General features: G+C 67.3%; 17 protein-coding genes. 7 read left to right on the top strand and 10 right to left on the bottom strand.

Going from position 1 to position 16,818, the window contains the following annotated elements:
• Positions 1-21 precede the first annotated feature (21 nt).
• Both ACX9MO_RS07975 and hemH read left to right on the top strand, forming a co-directional pair.
• The gene (locus ACX9MO_RS07975; RefSeq protein WP_462214151.1) at positions 22-846 is read left to right on the top strand and encodes a methyltransferase domain-containing protein; all 825 of its coding nucleotides are present in this window, start codon (positions 22-24) and stop codon (positions 844-846) included.
• Positions 847-927: 81 nt separating this feature from the next.
• Positions 928-1,977 carry a ferrochelatase gene (gene hemH / locus ACX9MO_RS07980; RefSeq protein WP_462214152.1) on the top strand — a complete coding sequence of 350 codons (1,050 nt, stop codon included), beginning with the start codon at positions 928-930 and terminating at the stop codon, positions 1,975-1,977.
• Positions 1,978-2,209: 232 nt separating this feature from the next.
• Here hemH and ACX9MO_RS07985 read toward each other — a convergent pair whose 3' ends face one another.
• Together ACX9MO_RS07985 and ACX9MO_RS07990 are read right to left on the bottom strand one after the other, a co-directional pair.
• Positions 2,210-2,392, bottom strand: a complete 183-nt coding sequence (locus ACX9MO_RS07985; RefSeq protein WP_222490841.1) for a hypothetical protein — start codon at positions 2,390-2,392, stop codon at positions 2,210-2,212.
• 146 nt (positions 2,393-2,538) lie between these two features.
• Entirely contained in the window at positions 2,539-3,168 is a 630-nt protein-coding gene (locus ACX9MO_RS07990) for a L,D-transpeptidase (protein WP_462214153.1), read from the bottom strand.
• A 177-nt stretch (positions 3,169-3,345) separates the two neighbouring features.
• On the opposite strand from ACX9MO_RS07990, the gene dalA reads away from it, so the two are divergent.
• Entirely contained in the window at positions 3,346-3,855 is a 510-nt protein-coding gene (gene dalA, locus ACX9MO_RS07995) for a divisome-associated lipoprotein DalA (RefSeq protein WP_462214154.1), read from the top strand.
• A gap of 296 nt (positions 3,856-4,151) precedes the next feature.
• Here dalA and ACX9MO_RS08000 read toward each other — a convergent pair whose 3' ends face one another.
• The 6 genes from ACX9MO_RS08000 to hslO all read right to left on the bottom strand — a co-directional run bounded on the left by ACX9MO_RS08000 (position 4,152) and on the right by hslO (position 10,701).
• The gene (locus tag ACX9MO_RS08000) at positions 4,152-4,649 is read right to left on the bottom strand and encodes a L,D-transpeptidase family protein (RefSeq protein WP_462214155.1); all 498 of its coding nucleotides are present in this window, start codon (positions 4,647-4,649) and stop codon (positions 4,152-4,154) included.
• Between the two features lie 86 nt (positions 4,650-4,735).
• The gene (locus tag ACX9MO_RS08005) at positions 4,736-5,971 is read right to left on the bottom strand and encodes a class I SAM-dependent RNA methyltransferase (protein WP_462214156.1); all 1,236 of its coding nucleotides are present in this window, start codon (positions 5,969-5,971) and stop codon (positions 4,736-4,738) included.
• A gap of 64 nt (positions 5,972-6,035) precedes the next feature.
• A complete protein-coding gene (locus tag ACX9MO_RS08010; RefSeq protein ID WP_462214157.1) occupies positions 6,036-7,886 on the bottom strand; it encodes an ABC transporter ATP-binding protein in 1,851 nt (616 codons plus the stop codon).
• 46 nt (positions 7,887-7,932) lie between these two features.
• Positions 7,933-9,054, bottom strand: a complete 1,122-nt coding sequence (locus ACX9MO_RS08015; RefSeq protein WP_462214435.1) for a CCA tRNA nucleotidyltransferase — start codon at positions 9,052-9,054, stop codon at positions 7,933-7,935.
• A gap of 53 nt (positions 9,055-9,107) precedes the next feature.
• Positions 9,108-9,683, bottom strand: coding sequence for a CoA pyrophosphatase (locus ACX9MO_RS08020; RefSeq protein ID WP_222490836.1), 576 nt, complete (start codon positions 9,681-9,683; stop codon positions 9,108-9,110).
• A gap of 16 nt (positions 9,684-9,699) precedes the next feature.
• Positions 9,700-10,701 (bottom strand): Hsp33 family molecular chaperone HslO, encoded by a 1,002-nt coding sequence (gene hslO, locus ACX9MO_RS08025; protein ID WP_462214158.1) that lies wholly within the window; start codon positions 10,699-10,701, stop codon positions 9,700-9,702.
• Positions 10,702-10,833: 132 nt separating this feature from the next.
• Here hslO and ACX9MO_RS08030 point away from each other — a divergent pair, with 132 nt between their 5' ends.
• The gene (locus ACX9MO_RS08030; RefSeq protein WP_222490834.1) at positions 10,834-11,274 is read left to right on the top strand and encodes an NUDIX domain-containing protein; all 441 of its coding nucleotides are present in this window, start codon (positions 10,834-10,836) and stop codon (positions 11,272-11,274) included.
• 285 nt (positions 11,275-11,559) lie between these two features.
• On the opposite strand, the gene ACX9MO_RS08035 is transcribed toward ACX9MO_RS08030, so the two are convergent.
• Entirely contained in the window at positions 11,560-12,822 is a 1,263-nt protein-coding gene (locus ACX9MO_RS08035; RefSeq protein WP_462214159.1) for a PP2C family protein-serine/threonine phosphatase, read from the bottom strand.
• Positions 12,823-12,998: 176 nt separating this feature from the next.
• On the opposite strand from ACX9MO_RS08035, the gene ACX9MO_RS08040 reads away from it, so the two are divergent.
• Positions 12,999-13,358, top strand: a complete 360-nt coding sequence (locus ACX9MO_RS08040) for an Hpt domain-containing protein (protein ID WP_462214160.1) — start codon at positions 12,999-13,001, stop codon at positions 13,356-13,358.
• A 136-nt stretch (positions 13,359-13,494) separates the two neighbouring features.
• Here ACX9MO_RS08040 and ilvA read toward each other — a convergent pair whose 3' ends face one another.
• Positions 13,495-14,730: a threonine ammonia-lyase IlvA gene (ilvA, locus tag ACX9MO_RS08045; RefSeq protein ID WP_222490832.1), complete on the bottom strand. Its 1,236-nt coding sequence runs from the start codon at positions 14,728-14,730 to the stop codon at positions 13,495-13,497.
• 164 nt (positions 14,731-14,894) lie between these two features.
• Here ilvA and ACX9MO_RS08050 point away from each other — a divergent pair, with 164 nt between their 5' ends.
• Positions 14,895-16,124 (top strand): argininosuccinate synthase, encoded by a 1,230-nt coding sequence (locus ACX9MO_RS08050; protein WP_222490831.1) that lies wholly within the window; start codon positions 14,895-14,897, stop codon positions 16,122-16,124.
• A 192-nt stretch (positions 16,125-16,316) separates the two neighbouring features.
• Entirely contained in the window at positions 16,317-16,796 is a 480-nt protein-coding gene (locus tag ACX9MO_RS08055; RefSeq protein WP_222490830.1) for an NUDIX hydrolase, read from the top strand.
• Positions 16,797-16,818: the final 22 nt, after the last annotated feature.

The raw sequence follows: 16,818 nt of genomic DNA on the forward strand, positions 1-16,818 counted from the left end.
CCGCCCCCCTATGTTCGCGCCATGACAGCCGCCCCGACGCCCCGCCTGACCGATCCCGCAGCCCTCGCCCGCAACCGCGCCCGTGCGACGGACGAGGCCTTGTTCCTGCACCGCGCCGCGGTGGAGGACATGCAGGATCGCCTCCTGCTGGTTAAGAGATCGTTTACCGCCCCCGCCCTCGTGACGCCCTTCCCGGCGCTCTGGGACAGGGTCGCCCCCGGCGCCACGCAAGTCGCGCCCGAGGAGGTGCTGGCGCTGAAGCCGGGCACCCACGACCTCGTCGTCCATGCCATGGCGCTGCACTGGTCCACGGACCCTGTCGGCCAGCTGATCCAGTCGCGCCGCGCGCTGAAGGCCGACGGGCTCTTCATGGGCTGCCTCTTCGGCGGCCAGACCCTTTCGGAACTCCGCGCCGCCCTCGCCCAGGCCGAGGCCGAGGTGACCGGCGGCCTCTCGCCCCGCGTCGCCCCCATGGCCGAGATCCGCGACCTCGGCGCCCTGTTGCAACGGGCCGGTTTCGCCCTGCCCGTGGCCGACAGCCTGACCCTGACCGCCAGCTACGAAACGCCCCTGCACCTGATGCGCGAGCTGCGCGCCATGGGCGAGGGCAACGCGCTCGACGCGCGCCTGCGCCGGCCCACCCGCCGCACCGTCTTTGCCCGCGCCGCCGAGATCTATGCCGAGCATTTCGCCGGCCCCGATGGCCGCATCACCGCGACCTTCGAGATCCTCTTCCTCCTCGGCTGGGCCCCGGACGCGAGCCAGCCGAAACCGCTGCGCCCCGGCTCCGCCTCCACGCGGCTGGCCGATGCGCTCAACACCTTCGAGATGCCGCTGAAGGAGTGACCATGCGTCGCGCCCTCCGGCCCCGCCATTGACCCCGGCGCCGAGTCCCCTATCTCCGCGCAGACAAAAAGGAACCGAGAGATGGACACCAGCGCACGCCCGGCACATGCCCCCGACAGCCACCCGAAACTGCCCGCCCGCAAGGTCGGTATCCTGCTGGCCAATCTCGGCACGCCGGACGGCACCTCCTACTGGCCGATGCGGCGCTACCTGAACGAGTTCCTCTCGGACCAGCGGGTCATCGACTACCCGAAGTGGAAGTGGCAGCCGATCCTCCAGGCCATCGTACTGACCAAGCGCCCCTTCGCCTCGGGCAAGGCCTACGAGAGCATCTGGAACCACGAAGAGGGCGAAAGCCCGCTGGCCACGATCACCAAGGCCCAGACTGCCGCGGTGACCGCCAAGATGCAGGTGCAATACGGTGACCAGGTGATGGTCGATTACTGCATGCGCTACGGCAACCCGTCGACCAAGTCGAAGGTGCAGGCGATGGTGAAGGCCGGCTGCGACCGGATCCTCTTCTGCCCGCTCTACCCGCAGTACGCCGGTGCCACGACCGCCACGGCGAACGACCAGTTCTTCCGCGCCCTGATGGAGGAGAAGTGGCAGCCCGCCACCCGGACCCTGCCGCCCTACTTCGACGATCCCGCCTATATCGACGCGCTCGCCCAGTCGGTGACCCGCGCCTATGCGGCCAAGGAGACGGCGCCGGACCTGCTGGTCTGCTCCTACCATGGCCTGCCGGAACGCTACCTGCACGAGGGCGATCCCTACCACTGCCAGTGCCAGAAGACGACGCGCCTGCTGAAGGAGAAGCTCGGCTGGGCCGATGACCGGATCATGACGACCTTCCAGTCGAAATTCGGCCCCGAGGAATGGCTCAAGCCCTACACGGTCGATGAAGTGGCCCGTCAGGCGACCGCCGGAAAAAAACGCATCGCCGTCATCGCGCCCGCGTTTTCGGCCGATTGCATCGAGACTCTCGAGGAGATCAACGAGGAGATTCGCGAGAGTTTCGAACATGCCGGCGGCGAGGAATTCACCTACATTCCCTGCCTCAACGACGACGCGGCCCACATCGACGCGCTCTGCGGACAGATCACGCGCAACCTCGCCGGCTGGCTCTCCTGATCATCTTTCGCTCGAAAATATCCTCGGGGGGAGTCGCGCCAGCGACGGGGGGCAGACAGCCCCCTCCTCCCTCCATTGCCGGGGATGACGGCCGGTGCGATGCGCGGTCCGCGCCGCGTGTCCCTTGCCTTCGAACCGGCCCCGACCTGGCCCGAAAACCTGTCAAAAGACATAGAAAAAAGGCGGTGGATTACTCCACCGCCTTCTTCATTCTTCAGTCAATGCGGCCGAATTAGTCGGCGGCGATTGCTGCAGCGATCACAGCCAGGATCAGCAGCGGCACCAGGATGCCGGCCGACGAGGAGGTGGTTTCTTCAACGATGACCGGCGCTTCGATCACCGGCTCGGCGAGCGAGCCAGCGGTTGCGGTCGAAGCGGCGCCAGCGAAAGCAGCAGCGAGAACGAGTTTCTTCATAGTATCCTCCAGATATTTGCCTGACGTCCAAATGGATACATGACATCAGGCACCCAAGACTTACCTCGTGACTCGTTCTAAGCAGTAAAATCAGGCGATTGCAAACCTAACTTAACCAACGCTGACTCCTGACCGCGTCGATGTCGTCAAATAAGCAACACTTGAGTTCCGACCTTGGTCAGGGAGAAGAGCTCGGCAATATGCTCGTTGTAGAGGCCGATGCAGCCGTTGGAGGATCTCCGGCCGATCTTGCGCGTGTCGTGGGTACCGTGGATGCGGTAGTAGGTCCAGCTGAGATAGAGCGCATGGGTGCCCAGCGGATTGTCCGGGCCGGGGCCGATGAACGGCGGCCACTCGGGGTTGCGCTCCAGCATGGAAGGAGTCGGACGCCAGGACGGGCCCTCGACCTTCTGGGTCACCGAGGTGCGGCCGCGGCGGGTCAGGTCCTCGGTCAGCGGCACGGAGGTCGGGTAGAGCTTGTAGATCGACTGGTCCTCGGACCAGAAGTGCAGTGCCCGCGAGGTCACGTCCACGAGGATCGCGCCGTTCTTTGTGTTCGAGAAGTAGGGCTGCCACTCCAGAGAGCGGAAGGACGAGATGTTGCGGCGGACCGACTCGGTCACGTCACGCTCCACCTCGGTGGTGTTCTCGAAGGGGCTCGCCTGGGCCATGGCGCGGCCGACGAGGGCGGGGGTCGCAAGCAGGGCGGCACCGCCCGACAGCAGGGCACGACGCCCGAGTTGGACCCCGAGGCGGGGCGATTTGTTTTCGGACATGGGGACACTCCGGATGGGAACGGTCACGGAAACCGTGTTTTTCAGCTATTCTATGGCGCGGATACACCAGTCGCAATTCAAACCACCGTCATTTGCCGATCTCTCGGGCATGTGAGTTTGATTAGACACGCGGTCCGCGCTAGATGCGGGGTCAACGTCTCAAAAAGGCAGAAGTTCATGCGTATCGCCCTCATCCTTCCGGTTCTGATCGCCCTCTCCGCCTGTGCCGCCCCGCCGGCGCCGCGCCAGATTGGCCCCGACGGCAAGCCGCTGCCGCGGATGTACCGCATCACGCCGGCGATGGAATCGAAGGTCGAATACTCGATGCTGGACGGCGTGAACTCGCTGCGTCAGGCCTCCGGCGCAGCACCTGTGCAGTTGAACGCGCAGCTCAACGCCGCCGCTGCCACCCACAGCCAGGACATGTCGCGCCAGAACCGGCCGTGGCACTTCGGCTCCGACGGCTCCTCGCCGATCGACCGGGTGCGCCGCGTGGGCTACACCGGCACCATGCTGGGCGAAGCCATCTCCGAGACCTACGAGACCGAGCTCGAGACGCTCTCGGCCTGGATGGACGAGGATGGCACCCGCGAGGTGATCCTCGACCCCAGCGCGCGCAACCTCGGCTTTGCCTGGTACCAGGAGCCGAACGGCAAGATCTGGTGGACGCTGATCATGGGCTCCTGAGGCCCGGGTCTTTCGATGCCCTGACGGACAAGGCCCCGCACGTGATCGCGTGCGGGGCTTTTTCGTGCTCGGGCGTCACTTGGCCACGAAAAAGCTAGCCAAGGAGAAGCGAGATCGGACAACACCTGTCCTGACCCGACAAGGACGACGCCTCTGCCTGCGCCGTCGTTGCTCAATTTCGGGACCGGAGGCTCGGCTCCACGCAGGCGGCAAACAGGCTACAAATCCCACATTGGACACGAAAAAGGGGGCCTCGCGGCCCCCTGCTCACAGGTCTCTCAAGACGCGATACCGCCTTACGGGTAGATCAGGATCTCGGTCCCGTCCCGCACCATGGCATAGATGTCCTCGATCTCCTTGTCGGTCACCGAGATACAGCCCGCGGTCCAGTCCAGCGGCCCCTTGGCCACGTCCTTGGGCCGGCCGTGGATGAAGATATCCCCACCCGGGCTCTTGCCCTGCTCATGGGCGAAGGCGCGGTCATAGGGGTTGGGATAGGAAATCCCGACCGACAGGTGGAAGCTGCTGTTCGGATTGCGCCGGTCGATGAAGTACCGCCCCTCGGGCGTCTTGCCGTCGCCTTCGAACTGCTTGTGCCCCCGGGGGGCAAAGCCCAGCTCGATGTCATAGCTCTTCAGCACCTCGTTGTTGTGCATCAGATGCATCATCCGCTGGTCCTTGAAGACATAGATGCGGGTGACTTCCGGCCCGCGGTAGGTCTTAAACTTGGAGGAAGAACACCCTGCCAGGGTCACCCCGGCAAGGAGCATCAGGACGATCCAGAAACGCCGCATATCACTGCCCAATTTTCCGCATTATTGTCGGTATTGGCCGATGTTCTACAGGATCTGCGCAGTGCAGCATAGGGTCACGAGGCCGCTCACGCGGAGTTGAGCGAAAATCCCGCGACAAGCTCCACGTGCGGCGACCAGCGGAACTGGTCCACCACCTGCACCGGGCCCATCTCGTAACCCACCGCCAGCAGCTCGCGCGCCTCGCGGGCGAAGGTGACGGGGTTGCAGGAGACATGGGCGATCACCGGCACGCGCGCGGCGGCCAGCTCGGCCACCTGCGCCTCGGCACCCGCGCGCGGCGGGTCGATGACGGCGGCGTCGAAGCCTTTGAGATCCTCGACGATCAGCGGGTTGCGGAAGAGGTCGCGGGTCTCGCCCGTCACCTTCTTCAGCCCGGCGGCATGGCGCCAGCCGTGATCCATCGCGCGGGTCATGGCGGCGGCGCCCTCGACACCATGCACCTCGGCGCCACGGGCCAGCGGCAGGCCGAAGGTGCCGCAGCCCGCGAACAGGTCCACCACGCGCCCGGCCTTGCCGACGATGCGCTTCACGGCGGCCAGCAGGGCGGCCTCGCCCTGCGGCGTCGCCTGAAGGAACGCGCCCGGCGGCGGCACAACGGCAATGCCGTCGAACCGCTGGGTCGGCGGCAGGCGCAGAGCCACGACCTCGTCATCCCAGGCAAGGCGCGACAGGCCGCGCTCTTCGGCAACGCGGGCGAGGTCGATGCGCAGTCGGCCTTCCTCGGCCCCGCTCAGGGGCTTGCCCCCCGTCACGGCCAGGTCGAGCCCGGTCTCGCTGATCGTCGCCAGCACGCTGAGCTCGCCCTTGCGGGAGCCCCCCGCGATGGCAAGCTCCTCGGCCACCTTCAGCGCGGGCATCAGGCCCGGGTCCAGCAGCTGGCAGTCCGGCACATCGGCGATCACGTCGGAGGCGCGGGCATGGAACCCGGCCAGCGCGCCCTTCTTGGTCCGGCGGACCGAGAGCGCGGCCCGGCGGCGCGAGGCGGCGGGCGAGGTTTCGATCGGCAGGAACTCCGCCTCGATGTGCTGCGCCAGCAGGGCGCGGCGCACCACCTCGACCTTCCAGTTCGCCACGAAGGCATCGCTGGCGTGCTGCAACGAGCAGCCGCCGCAGGCGCGGTAGTGGCGGCAGGGGGCGGCCACCCGATCCGGCGAGGGGGTGACGATGCGCACATCGGTCAGGCGGTCGCCGGAAACGGTTCCGGTAACCGCTTCACCGGGCAGGGTGAGCGGGGCAAAGAGGGGCCCGGGGGCGATCCCGTCGCCCTGGTGGCCCAGCCGGTCGATGATCACGGGGTCCATGCGGCCCCATAGCGCAAGCGCGCCGTGCCGCAAAGGGTCTATTCGCGGGCGCTATTTGCGGGGGCTATTCCGCCGCGTCGAGATCGCCGAGGAAACCACCGGACTGCCGCGCCCAGAAGCGGGCATAGAGGCCGTTCTTCTCCAGCAGCTCGTCATGGGTGCCGATCTCGGCGATCTCGCCCGCCTCAAGAACACAGATCCGATCCATGTCCGCGATGGTGGAGAGCCGGTGCGCGATGGCCAGCACCGTCTTGCCCTCCATCACCCGGTCCAGCGCGGACTGGATCGCCGCCTCCACCTCGCTGTCGAGCGCCGAGGTCGCCTCGTCGAGGATCAGGATCGGCGCATCCTTCAGAATGGCCCGCGCCAGCGCGATCCGCTGCCGCTGCCCGCCCGAAAGCTTCACGCCCCGCTCGCCGAGCCGCGCCTCGTAGCCCTCGCGGCCCGTGTGATCCACCAGATCGCGGATGAAATCGTCGGCCTCTGCCTTCCGGGCGGCGGCAACCAGATCATCGTCGCTGGCATCGGGGCGCCCATAGAGGATGTTCTCCCGGGCGGAGCGGTTGAACATGGCGGTCTCCTGCGTGACCATGCCGATGGCCTGCCGCAGACTGTCCTGCGTCACCTCGCGGATGTCTTGCCCGTCGATCAATATGCGACCCTGTTCCGGGTCGTAGAGACGCAAGAGCAGCGCCACCAACGTGGATTTCCCGGCCCCGGAGGCGCCGACGATGCCCACCTTCTCGCCCGGGGCGATGTCGAGCGAAATGCCCCGCACCCCGCCCTTCTGACGGCCATAGGCAAAGTTCACGTCGTCCAGCGTCACGCGGCCCTCGGTCACCTGCAAGCGCTTGGCCTCCGGCTCATCCTCCAGCCGGACCGCGCGCGCCAAGGTGTTCATCCCGTCCTCGACCTCGCCGACGCTGGCATAGATGCCCATCAGCGCGAAGCTGACCCAGCCGGTCATCTGGGCGATCCGGATCGCGACGGAGCCCGCCGCCACGATATCCCCCGTGGTCGCCGATCCCGCGGACCAGAGCCATAGCGTCGCGCCGACGAGGAACACCGGCAGCACGCCCGCCAGCGTCATCAGGCAGACCCGGAACAGGGCCGAGAGATATCCGAAATCCAGCGCCCGCTCGCGGAAGCCGCGCATGGCGCCGATCGCCGCGCCCTCCTCGTGGGCGGCATGGGCAAAGAGCTTCACCGTCTTGATGTTGGTGATCGTGTCCACCACCTGACCCGAGACCATGGCCCGGGCCGCGGCCCGTTTCATCGCCCGCTGCCGGATGCGCGGCAGGAACCAGCGGATCAGCAGGAAATAGGCCGCCAGCCAGACGAGGAAGCCAAGCGCCAGCCGCCCGTCGATCCCCGCCATCAGGACGACACCTCCCGCCAGCGAGGCGAGCGCGAAGGCGACCACGTTGATCATCTCCACCGCCACGTCGGTCATGGCCCGGGAGGTCTGCATCTGCTTCTGCGCGATCCGGCCCGCGAAATCGTCGTCGAAGAAGACGACCGACTGGCCCAGCGTCCAGCGGTGCAGCCGCGCTAGCACCAGCGTGTTCACGTTCGGCGCCACGATGATCGAGTTCGAGGCCGAGGAGAGGCCGAAGAGCAGCGGCCGCGCGACGAGGAAGAAGGCCAAGGCCCCCGCGATGAGCGTGATGTTCTGCGCGGTGAAGAAGGCCTCGGGCCCGCTGGCCGTCGCCCCGTCCACGATCCGGCCGAGGATCCAGGCCGTGCCGGCCTCCAGCGCGCCGGCTGCGCAGGAAAAGACGGCGGCGAGGATCAGCGCCGGAAACGCCCCCGACAGGCCCCAGCGCATGAAGGCCCAGAGCGTCTGCGGAGGCGGGCCCTCCGCCGGGCGGAAGGTGTCGATCAGGGTTTCGGGGCGCAAACGGTCACGGAGCATGGGAGGTCCTTTGTCGCGCCAGAGGATGGCGTCAAATCCGGCAGGGTCAAGCCTGCGGCCCGGCCTCGGCGGCGCGCGCCAGCAGCGCGGCCTGGTCGAGCGTGAAGCCCGAGGCGATCCAGTCCGCCTCCAGTTGCCGCATCATCCGGCCAAGGGCGGGACCGCGGAACCGCGGCATCAGGTCGGCAGCCTTAAGCGGCAGGACCGCGCGCGCGCCCGCCTCACCGGCGGCCAAGTCGGAGGCCGAGGGCGGCTGTTCGGCCATGGCCGCGCGGATCAGCACGACGTCCCGCGCCATGTCCGCGCCCCAGCGATAGCCGATCTCGCCTGCGGGCCGCATCTCCTCCAGCGCGGTCCGGGTCTGATCCAGCCGCAGCGCGTCCTTCTTCGACAGCCGCAACCGCTCCGCCACCTGCGCGCCGCCCAGCGCGGCGAGACGGCGCAGCGCCCCCGGAGGCGTGCCAGTCAGCTCTTCCATGTGCACCAATACGGGGATCATCCGGGCATCGGCCCCGGGCAGGACCCGTGCCAGCACGCCCGTGATCCCCATGGCAGAGAGCGACACACCGGGGTCCGCCGCCGCCAGCAGCTTCAGCATCTCCTTGCCCACCCGCTCGCGGGACAGCTGGTCGAGCCCCTCAACATTGGCCGAGATCGCGCCCAGCGCCTCCGGGTCGGCCCCGTTCGCGGGGGCACCGTACCAGGCGTAGAACCGGAAAAAGCGCAGAATGCGCAGGTAATCCTCGCGAATGCGCCGGTCCGGGTCCTCGATGAAACGAACCAGCCCGCGCTGCAGGTCCGCCAACCCCTGCACCGGGTCCGTCACCGCGCCCGTGGCATCGGCGTAAAGCGCGTTCATGGTGAAATCCCGCCGCAGCGCATCGTCCTGCAGGTCGTCGGAGAAGGCCACCACGGCGCGCCGCCCGTCGGTCTCCACATCCTTGCGGAACGTGGTGATCTCATGGGGAATGTGACCCGAAACCACAGTGATCGTGCCATGCTCCATCCCGGTGGGCACGGGTTTCAGGCCTGCGGCCCGCGCCAGCTCCATCACCCGTTCGGGCCAGGCGTCGGTCGAGATGTCGATATCGTCCACCGGCTGGCCCAACAGCGCATTGCGCACGCAGCCACCGACGAAATAGGCCTGATGCCCGGCCTCCGTCAGCATCCGGCAGACGGCCTGCGTCTCTGCGCGGGTGATCCACGGGCCGGTGACGCGGGTCACGCGGACATCCTGACCGCGAGGGCATGGAGGATCCGCGCCGTGGCCCCCCAGATGTAATAGGGCCCGTAGGGAACGGTGTAATAGAGCCTGCGTTGCCCGCGCCAGCGTCGCCACTGGACCGAGAAATGAGCCGGATCCGTGACATGGGACAGCGGCACGCGGAACACCTCGGCCACCTCGCCCGGTTCGGGCCTGTCCTCGAAAGGTCGCGTCACGAGGCCCACGACAGGCGTCACGACGAAGCTGGTCACCGTCTCATGGCTGGGCAGATGGCCGATGACCTCCACCGCTTCGGTCGGCAGGCCGATCTCTTCACGGGCCTCGCGCAGCGCGGCCGCCGTGGCATCGGCGTCGCCCGCATCCACCTTGCCGCCCGGAAAGGCGATCTGGCCGGGATGATGCTTCAGCGCCGAGGACCGCTTGGTGAGGATCACGCGCGGCCCCTCGGGGCTGTCCTCGACCGCCAGAAGCACACCGGCGGCCCGCAATTTGCGGCCCGCCGGCAGGATCACCTCGGGGTTCAGGTCGAAATCCGTCGTCTCCGCGCCCGTACGGCCAAGGGCCTCACGCATGCGGAGAATGGGATTGTCAGGCACCCGTTCCCCCTTCTTCCGTCTTGGCCTCGAAGCCGACCGTGGCGGGATCGAGGTCGTAATGCGCGCCGCAGAACTGGCAGTCGGCGGTGACGCGGCCCTCGGGCGTGGTCATCTTCTCGATGTCCTTGGCCGAGTAGATCGACAGAGACTGGCGCACCTTGTCTTCCGAGCAGCTGCAGCCGAACCGCACCGGCTGGGCGTCGTAGACCCGGGGCTGCTCCTCGTGGAAGAGCCGCACCAGAAGGTCCGAGGGCGAGACCTGCGGCCCCACCAGTTCCAGCGCATCCACCGTGTCGAGGTGCATGTTCACCCGGTTCCAGTTCTCCTCCTCGTCACCGGTGACGAGATCGGAGGCGTGGAGCAGGCCGCCCTCGCCCGAGCCGCCTTCACCGGCAACCGAGGGCGAGGCCTTGGGCATCGACTGCACCATGACACCGCCACCGCGCCAGTGCTCGTCCCCGCCGGCCTCGGTCGACTGGCCGAACATGAGCGAGAACCGCGTCGGCAGCTGCTCCGACTGGGCAAAGTAGCTTTCCGCCGCATCCGACAGCGAACCGCCAGCCAGCGGGGTGATCCCCTGGTAGGGTGCCATGCCCTGGCCCTGGTCGATCATGATCGCGAAGTAGCCCTTGCCGACCTGGTCGATCGGACGGCCATCGGTCAGCTTCTCGGGGCTGAACGAGGCATAGCCACGGATCCGCGCCGGTTCGCCGGGGGTCTCGGGGGCATAGTAATCGGTGGCGATCATCCGCACCGGACCGTCGGACTGAACCTGGAGCTGCAATTTCCAGCGCAGCTTGATCGACTCGCCGATCAGCGCCGTGAGCAGCGCCATTTCCGCCACCAGCGCCTCGACAACGGGGGGATAATCGTGCTGTTTCAGGATGCCGTCCAGCACCCCGTCCAACCGGGCCACCCGGCCGCGGATGTCGGAAACGTCCAGCTGGAACGGCAGAACCGTGTCGTCCCAGGCGAGTTTGCTGCCAATGGTCATGAGGTATCCTTCCGCACCTGTTCCTGCTCTACCCCGCCGGGGCGGCAGGAGCAACAAAGCGCGGCAGGTATGACCGATCGGCGCAGGTTTCAAGGGGCGCCCCGGGTCACCAGGTCGAAGAGAGGATCTCAGATGCGGCGCTACGGCGATACCCCCCGGACAGACCGGACCTACACATTGCGCCCCGGCGCCTACGCGATCCTGCCGCGGGACGGCAGCCTGCTGCTGACGCACCAGATGGAGCCGGAGCCCGAATTCCAGCTGCCCGGCGGCGGCATCGACCCGGGCGAGAGCGCGATCCGCGCGCTGCACCGCGAGGTCTTCGAAGAGACCGGCTGGACCATCGCCGCGCCGCGCCGCGCCGGCGTCTACCGCCGCTTCGTCTACATGCCGGAATACGACCTCCATGCCGAGAAGGTCTGCGCCATCTACATCGCCCGCCCGGTGCGCCGCCTCGATGCGCCCTCGGAACCGGGTCACCTGCCGGTCTGGATGCCCGCAGAGGATGCGCTCGCCCTGCTGCCCGATCCCGGCAGCCGCGGTCTCCTCGCCTCGGTTCTCGGCCAGATCTGAAGCCCCCGCTTCATCTTTCCCCAAATACTCCCCCGCGACCGCCCCCCCGCGGGCCGGTCGCGGCCCCTGCCCCCACACCAGCCCAGAGCACACCCTCTCCATCCCGCACCAAAAGTCTTGAACCAAGACTTTTGGGAAGAATTTTCCTTAAAATTCTTCCGCGCCCGGCATCGGCCTCCCGCCCGTCAGAAACCCGCCGCGCCACCGCCCCCTGCCCGTTTTCTGAAAAGAAAACGGACCGGAAAATGTGCATTTTCCGGCCAGCGCCGTGACCGGGCCTCTCCTTCAGCCGGTGTAGTCCAGCAGCACCGCCGAGACATCGTCCGGGAAATCCCGTTGCACGTTGTGCTCCCCCAGCATCCACAGCAGGCTCTCCAGCACGGCCGTGCCGCCCAGACCGCGCAGGCCGCGCAGCATCCGCGCCAGCCCCGCCTCTCCCAGCAGCCGCCCGGCCGCGTCGGGGCATTCGGTGATCCCGTCGGAGGGGATGACCAGCCGGTCCCCCGGTTGCAGCCGGACCTCGACGCTCTCATAGCGCGCCCCGGCGAGGAGCCCTACCGGCAACCCGCCCTGCCCCACGGTCTCGACCCGGCCGGACCGGCGCTGCACGAGGGGATGGGGATGCCCGGCCTGCACCATGTGGACCCGTCCCGTCGTCATATCCGCAAACGCCAGCAACAGTGTCACATAATGCTCGGTCTCCATCTCCTCCAGCATCAGCCGGTTCAGCCTAGCGGCGACCTCGTCCGGCGGGCGCGGGCAATAGCCGCCGCCGGGCGCGGGCGCCAGCGCCACGTTCTGATCGGGCGTCGCGGTGGAGAGATAGCCCGCCAGCCGCGCGGTCATCAGCGCCGAGGAAATCCCGTGCCCCGAGACATCCAGCGCGAAGAGCCCGACCTTGCGGCCATCCACCGGGAAGAACCCCACGAGATCCCCGCCGACCCGTCCCGCGGGCCGCAGCATCAGCGCCACCTGCGCCGGGCCGAAATCGTGGAACCGCTCGCGCACCAGTGAGAGCTGCAGCTTGCGCGCCTCCACCAGATCGCTGTCGAGCGAGTCGTAGAGCGCCTGCAACTCGTCCAGCGTGGACTTGATCAGCCGGTTCTTCTCCCGCAACTCCTCCTGCATCCGCAGGAGCCTCTCCCCCGCGCTGATCCGGGCGCGCAGCTCGCCGCTGTTCACCGGCTTGGTCAGGAAATCATCCGCCCCGTTGTCGAGGCCCCGGGCCACCTGGTCCTTCTCCTGCTTCGAGGTCAGCAGGATGAAATAGCCGTACCGCTCCAGAGCCAGCGCCCGGAAGGCGCGGCAGAAGGCCAGCCCGTCCATCCCCGGCATCATCCAGTCGCTCAGGATCAGGTCCGGCGGTGCCGCGCGGCACAGCTCCAGCGCCTCGGCGCCGCCTGCGGCCTCGCGCACGCGGTAGCCCCAGTTGCGCAGCGAGGTGGCGAGGATATGGCGCTGCATCCGGCTGTCGTCCACGACAAGCACGTCCCGCCCCGGCGGGCCGGCCAGCTGGCCTTGGCTGTCTGCGCGCGTGTTCAGGCTCACCTGCCTGCCTCATGATCGACACCGGTCTGGCGCCGGCGCGACCGGGCCTAGCCCCCCGGCCTTAAGGACCGGTGAACCGATCAAAGCCGCGCAAATTGTCTCTATTCCACAGGGATTCGAGATTTTGTTAAGCCTCCTGCGGTAGACCCGCCCCGCGAGACGGGAGGCACAGGGACATGAACGCGGGAGAGGAGACCGGCAGCGGGCCGCCGGAGATCGACTGGACCAAGGCGGGAGAGTTGCGCGACGACGTCGGCGGCGAGGCGTTCCGCGAGGTGGTCGATCTGTTCCTCGTGGAGGTGGAAGAGGCGCTGGAGGCGCTGATGCACGGGCCCGCGCTGGAGGCGCAGCTGCATTTCCTCAAGGGCGCGGCGCTGAACCTCGGCTTCACGGAATTCGCGGCGCTCTGCCAGCAGGGCGAAACCCTGGCCGGCGCGGGACGCGCCCGGGACGTCCGCCTGCATCCCCTGCGCGCCGCCTATGGCCGTGCTCGGGACCATTTCCTTGCGGAATGGGAATGGCGGCTGGCCGCGTAGGGCCAGCCCCCGTGAGCCGTGAGCCGTGAGACGTGAGACGTGAGACGTGAGACGTGAGACGTGAGACGTGAGACGTGGGTATGCGCTCGGGCCCGACCGCTGCAAGCCTTGGTCAGCACCGGCGCAGGGCTCCGGATCAGATCAGGATATCGGCGAGGATCTTGTCGTTGGTGATGTCGCGATAGGTGAAGCCCGCCGCGTCGAGCCGCCCGAAGAGCCGGGTGAAGTTCTCGGCCTCGCGGGTTTCGATCCCAATCAGGACCGAACCGAAGTTGCGCGCCGATTTCTTCAGGTACTCGAAGCGCGCGATGTCGTCCTGCGGCCCCAGCATGTCGAGGAAATCGCGCAGGGCACCGGGGCGCTGCGGCAGGCGCAGGATCAGGTACTTCTTCACGCCGCGGTAGTGCTGGGCGCGTTCCTTCACCTCGGGCAGACGCTCGAAATCGAAGTTGCCGCCGGAGGTGACGCAGATCACCCGCTTGCCGCGAATCTCCTCGGCCACGTCGGCCAGCGCGTCGATGGCCAGCGCCCCCGCGGGCTCCAGCACGATGCCTTCGACGTTCAGCATTTCGAGGATCGTGGTGCAGACCCGATCCTCGGGCGCGGCCAGAACGTCCTCGATCCGGATCCCGCGCAGCCGCTCGAAAGGCAGCGCACCGATCCGGGCCACGGCGGCACCGTCCACGAAACTGTCGACCTTGTTCAGCGTCACCGGCTCGTCGGCCTTCACCGCCGCGGCAAGGGACGCGCCCCCCAGCGGCTCGACGAAGGTCAGCGCCAGACGGTCGCCGAAGTAGCTGCGCACCCCGGCAGAGAGACCGCCCCCGCCCACCGGCAGGATGATGCGATCCGCCAGATCGGGCAGCTGGGCCTCGATCTCGGCGGCGACGCTGGCCTGCCCCTCGATCACGTCGGCATCGTCGAAGGGCGCCATGAAGTGCCCGTCGATCTGGGCGCAATGGGCCTTCGCCTCGGCCAGCGTGTCGTCGAAATAGTCCCCGACCATGCGGATATCGATGAATTCGCCGCCGAAGACGCGGGTCTTGTCGATCTTCTGCTGCGGCGTGGTCACCGGCATGAAGACGATGCCCTGCACCTCGAAGTGGCGGCACATGTAGGCCATGCCCTGCGCGTGGTTGCCCGCGCTGGCGCAGACGAAGACCGGCCGCGTGCCGGCCGCCAGCACCTTGCGCATGGCATTGAACGCGCCGCGCAGCTTGTAGCTGCGCACCGGGGTCAGGTCCTCGCGCTTGAGCCAGATGTCGGCATCGTACTTGGCCGACAGGTGATCGTTGCGCTGGAGCGGCGTCGCGGGAAAGACGGCGCGCATGGCGTGGGCGGCCTCACGGGCTGCATGTCGAAACTCATCCATGGCCCTTCACTGGCGCAAGCCGGGCGTTTTGGCAAGATCGGCCCCCCGTGCACGGCCCCCCGACGCTCAAATCGCCAGCATTTGCAGGCCCGGACGGGTCCGCATGCTTGTGCCTGACGGCAAAACCCGGTATCGCGCAGCAAACTTCTCACAAGGGAAAAGACATGTCCGCGCCCAAGAAAGTCGTGCTCGCCTATTCCGGTGGCCTCGACACCTCCATCATCCTCAAGTGGCTTCAGACCGAATACGGTTGCGAAGTCGTCACCTTCACGGCCGACCTTGGCCAGGGCGAGGAACTGGAGCCGGCGCGACAGAAGGCCGAACTGCTGGGCATCAAGCCCGAGAACATCTTCATCGAAGATGTCCGTGAAGAGTTCGTGAAGGACTTCGTCTTCCCGATGTTCCGCGCCAACGCCGTCTACGAGGGGCTCTACCTGCTGGGCACCTCGATCGCACGTCCGCTGATCTCCAAGCGCCTCGTGGAAATCGCCGAGGCGACCGGCGCCGATGCCGTGGCCCATGGCGCCACCGGCAAGGGCAATGACCAGGTCCGCTTCGAGCTGTCCTGCTACGCACTGAACCCGGCCATCAAGGTGATCGCGCCCTGGCGCGAGTGGGACCTGACCTCGCGCACCAAGCTGCTGGAATTCGCCGAGCAGAACCAGATCCCGATCGCCAAGGACAAGCGCGGCGAAGCGCCCTTCTCGGTCGATGCGAACCTGCTGCACACCTCCTCCGAGGGCAAGGTCCTGGAAAACCCCGCCGACATGGCGCCCGACTATGTCTTCCAGCGCACCGACGATCCCGTGACCCAGGCCCCCGACGAGCCCGAGTACATCGAGGTCGGCTTTGAAAAAGGCGACGCGGTCAGCATCAACGGCGAGGCGCTGAGCCCGGCGACGATCCTGACCAAGCTCAACGAGCTGGGCAAGAAGCACGGCATCGGCCGCCTCGACTTCGTCGAGAACCGTTTCGTCGGCATGAAGTCCCGCGGCGTCTACGAGACCCCCGGCGGCACGATCCTGCTGGAAGCCCACCGCGGCATCGAGCAGATCACCCTCGACAGCGGCGCGGGCCACCTGAAAGACTCGATCATGCCGCGCTATGCCGAGCTGATCTACAACGGCTTCTGGTACTCGCCCGAGCGTGAGGCCCTGCAGGCGCTGATCGACAAGACCCAGGAACATGTCACCGGCACCGTGAAGCTGATGCTCTTCAAGGGCGCGGCCCGCACCGTGGCCCGCTGGTCGGATCACTCGCTCTACTCCGAGGCCCACGTGACCTTCGAGGAAGACGCGGGCGCCTACGACCAGAAGGACGCGGCCGGCTTCATCAACCTGAACGCCCTGCGCCTGAAACTGATCGCCGTGCGCAACAAGCGCGTCAAAGGCTGATCCCTGCACGAGGTTCGGGCGGCTTTCCGAGGTCGCCCTTACCTTTCCGAAAGGCGTCCGGGATATGCCCGGATAGAGGGCGGGACATCACGAAGTCCTGCCCTTTTTCCTGTCTGAACTGGACGCGAGATTGAAACGCCCCACGTTGAAAGGCTAAACCTTCTAAACCTGTATGCAGATGCGAGTACCGCTTTGATCAACCAAATCTGGACCAACTTCCTGTCTCCCCTCCTCGTGCGCCCTGCCCGCTTCCAGAGCGCGGCACTGTGCTATCGAGAGGGAAAGGCCGGTCGCGAGGTCCTGTTGGTTTCCTCGCTCGACACCGGTCGCTGGATCCTGCCCAAGGGCTGGCCCAAGACGGGCTATGACGCCGGCGGCACCGCGCTGGAAGAGGCCTGGGAAGAGGCCGGCATCAAGCCCGCCGGGCCGCCGCCGGTCAAGATCGGCAGCTATCGCTATGACAAGCGGATGCGCGGTGGTGTTCCCGTGCCGACGGATGTGGCCGTCTTTGCCATCCAGGTGGTAAAGCTGCTGGACGATTATCCCGAGGCCGGCAAGCGCAAGCGCGAGTGGGTGACCCCCGAGGTCGCTGCAACACGGGTGAACGAAGACGGCCTGAAGACATTGCTTCTGGAGGTGCCGCAGATGGCACTGACGGGAAAGATCGCCTGACGGGGCCCCTTCGCGGAACGAG

This window comes from Pseudooceanicola profundus, from assembly GCF_054919315.1.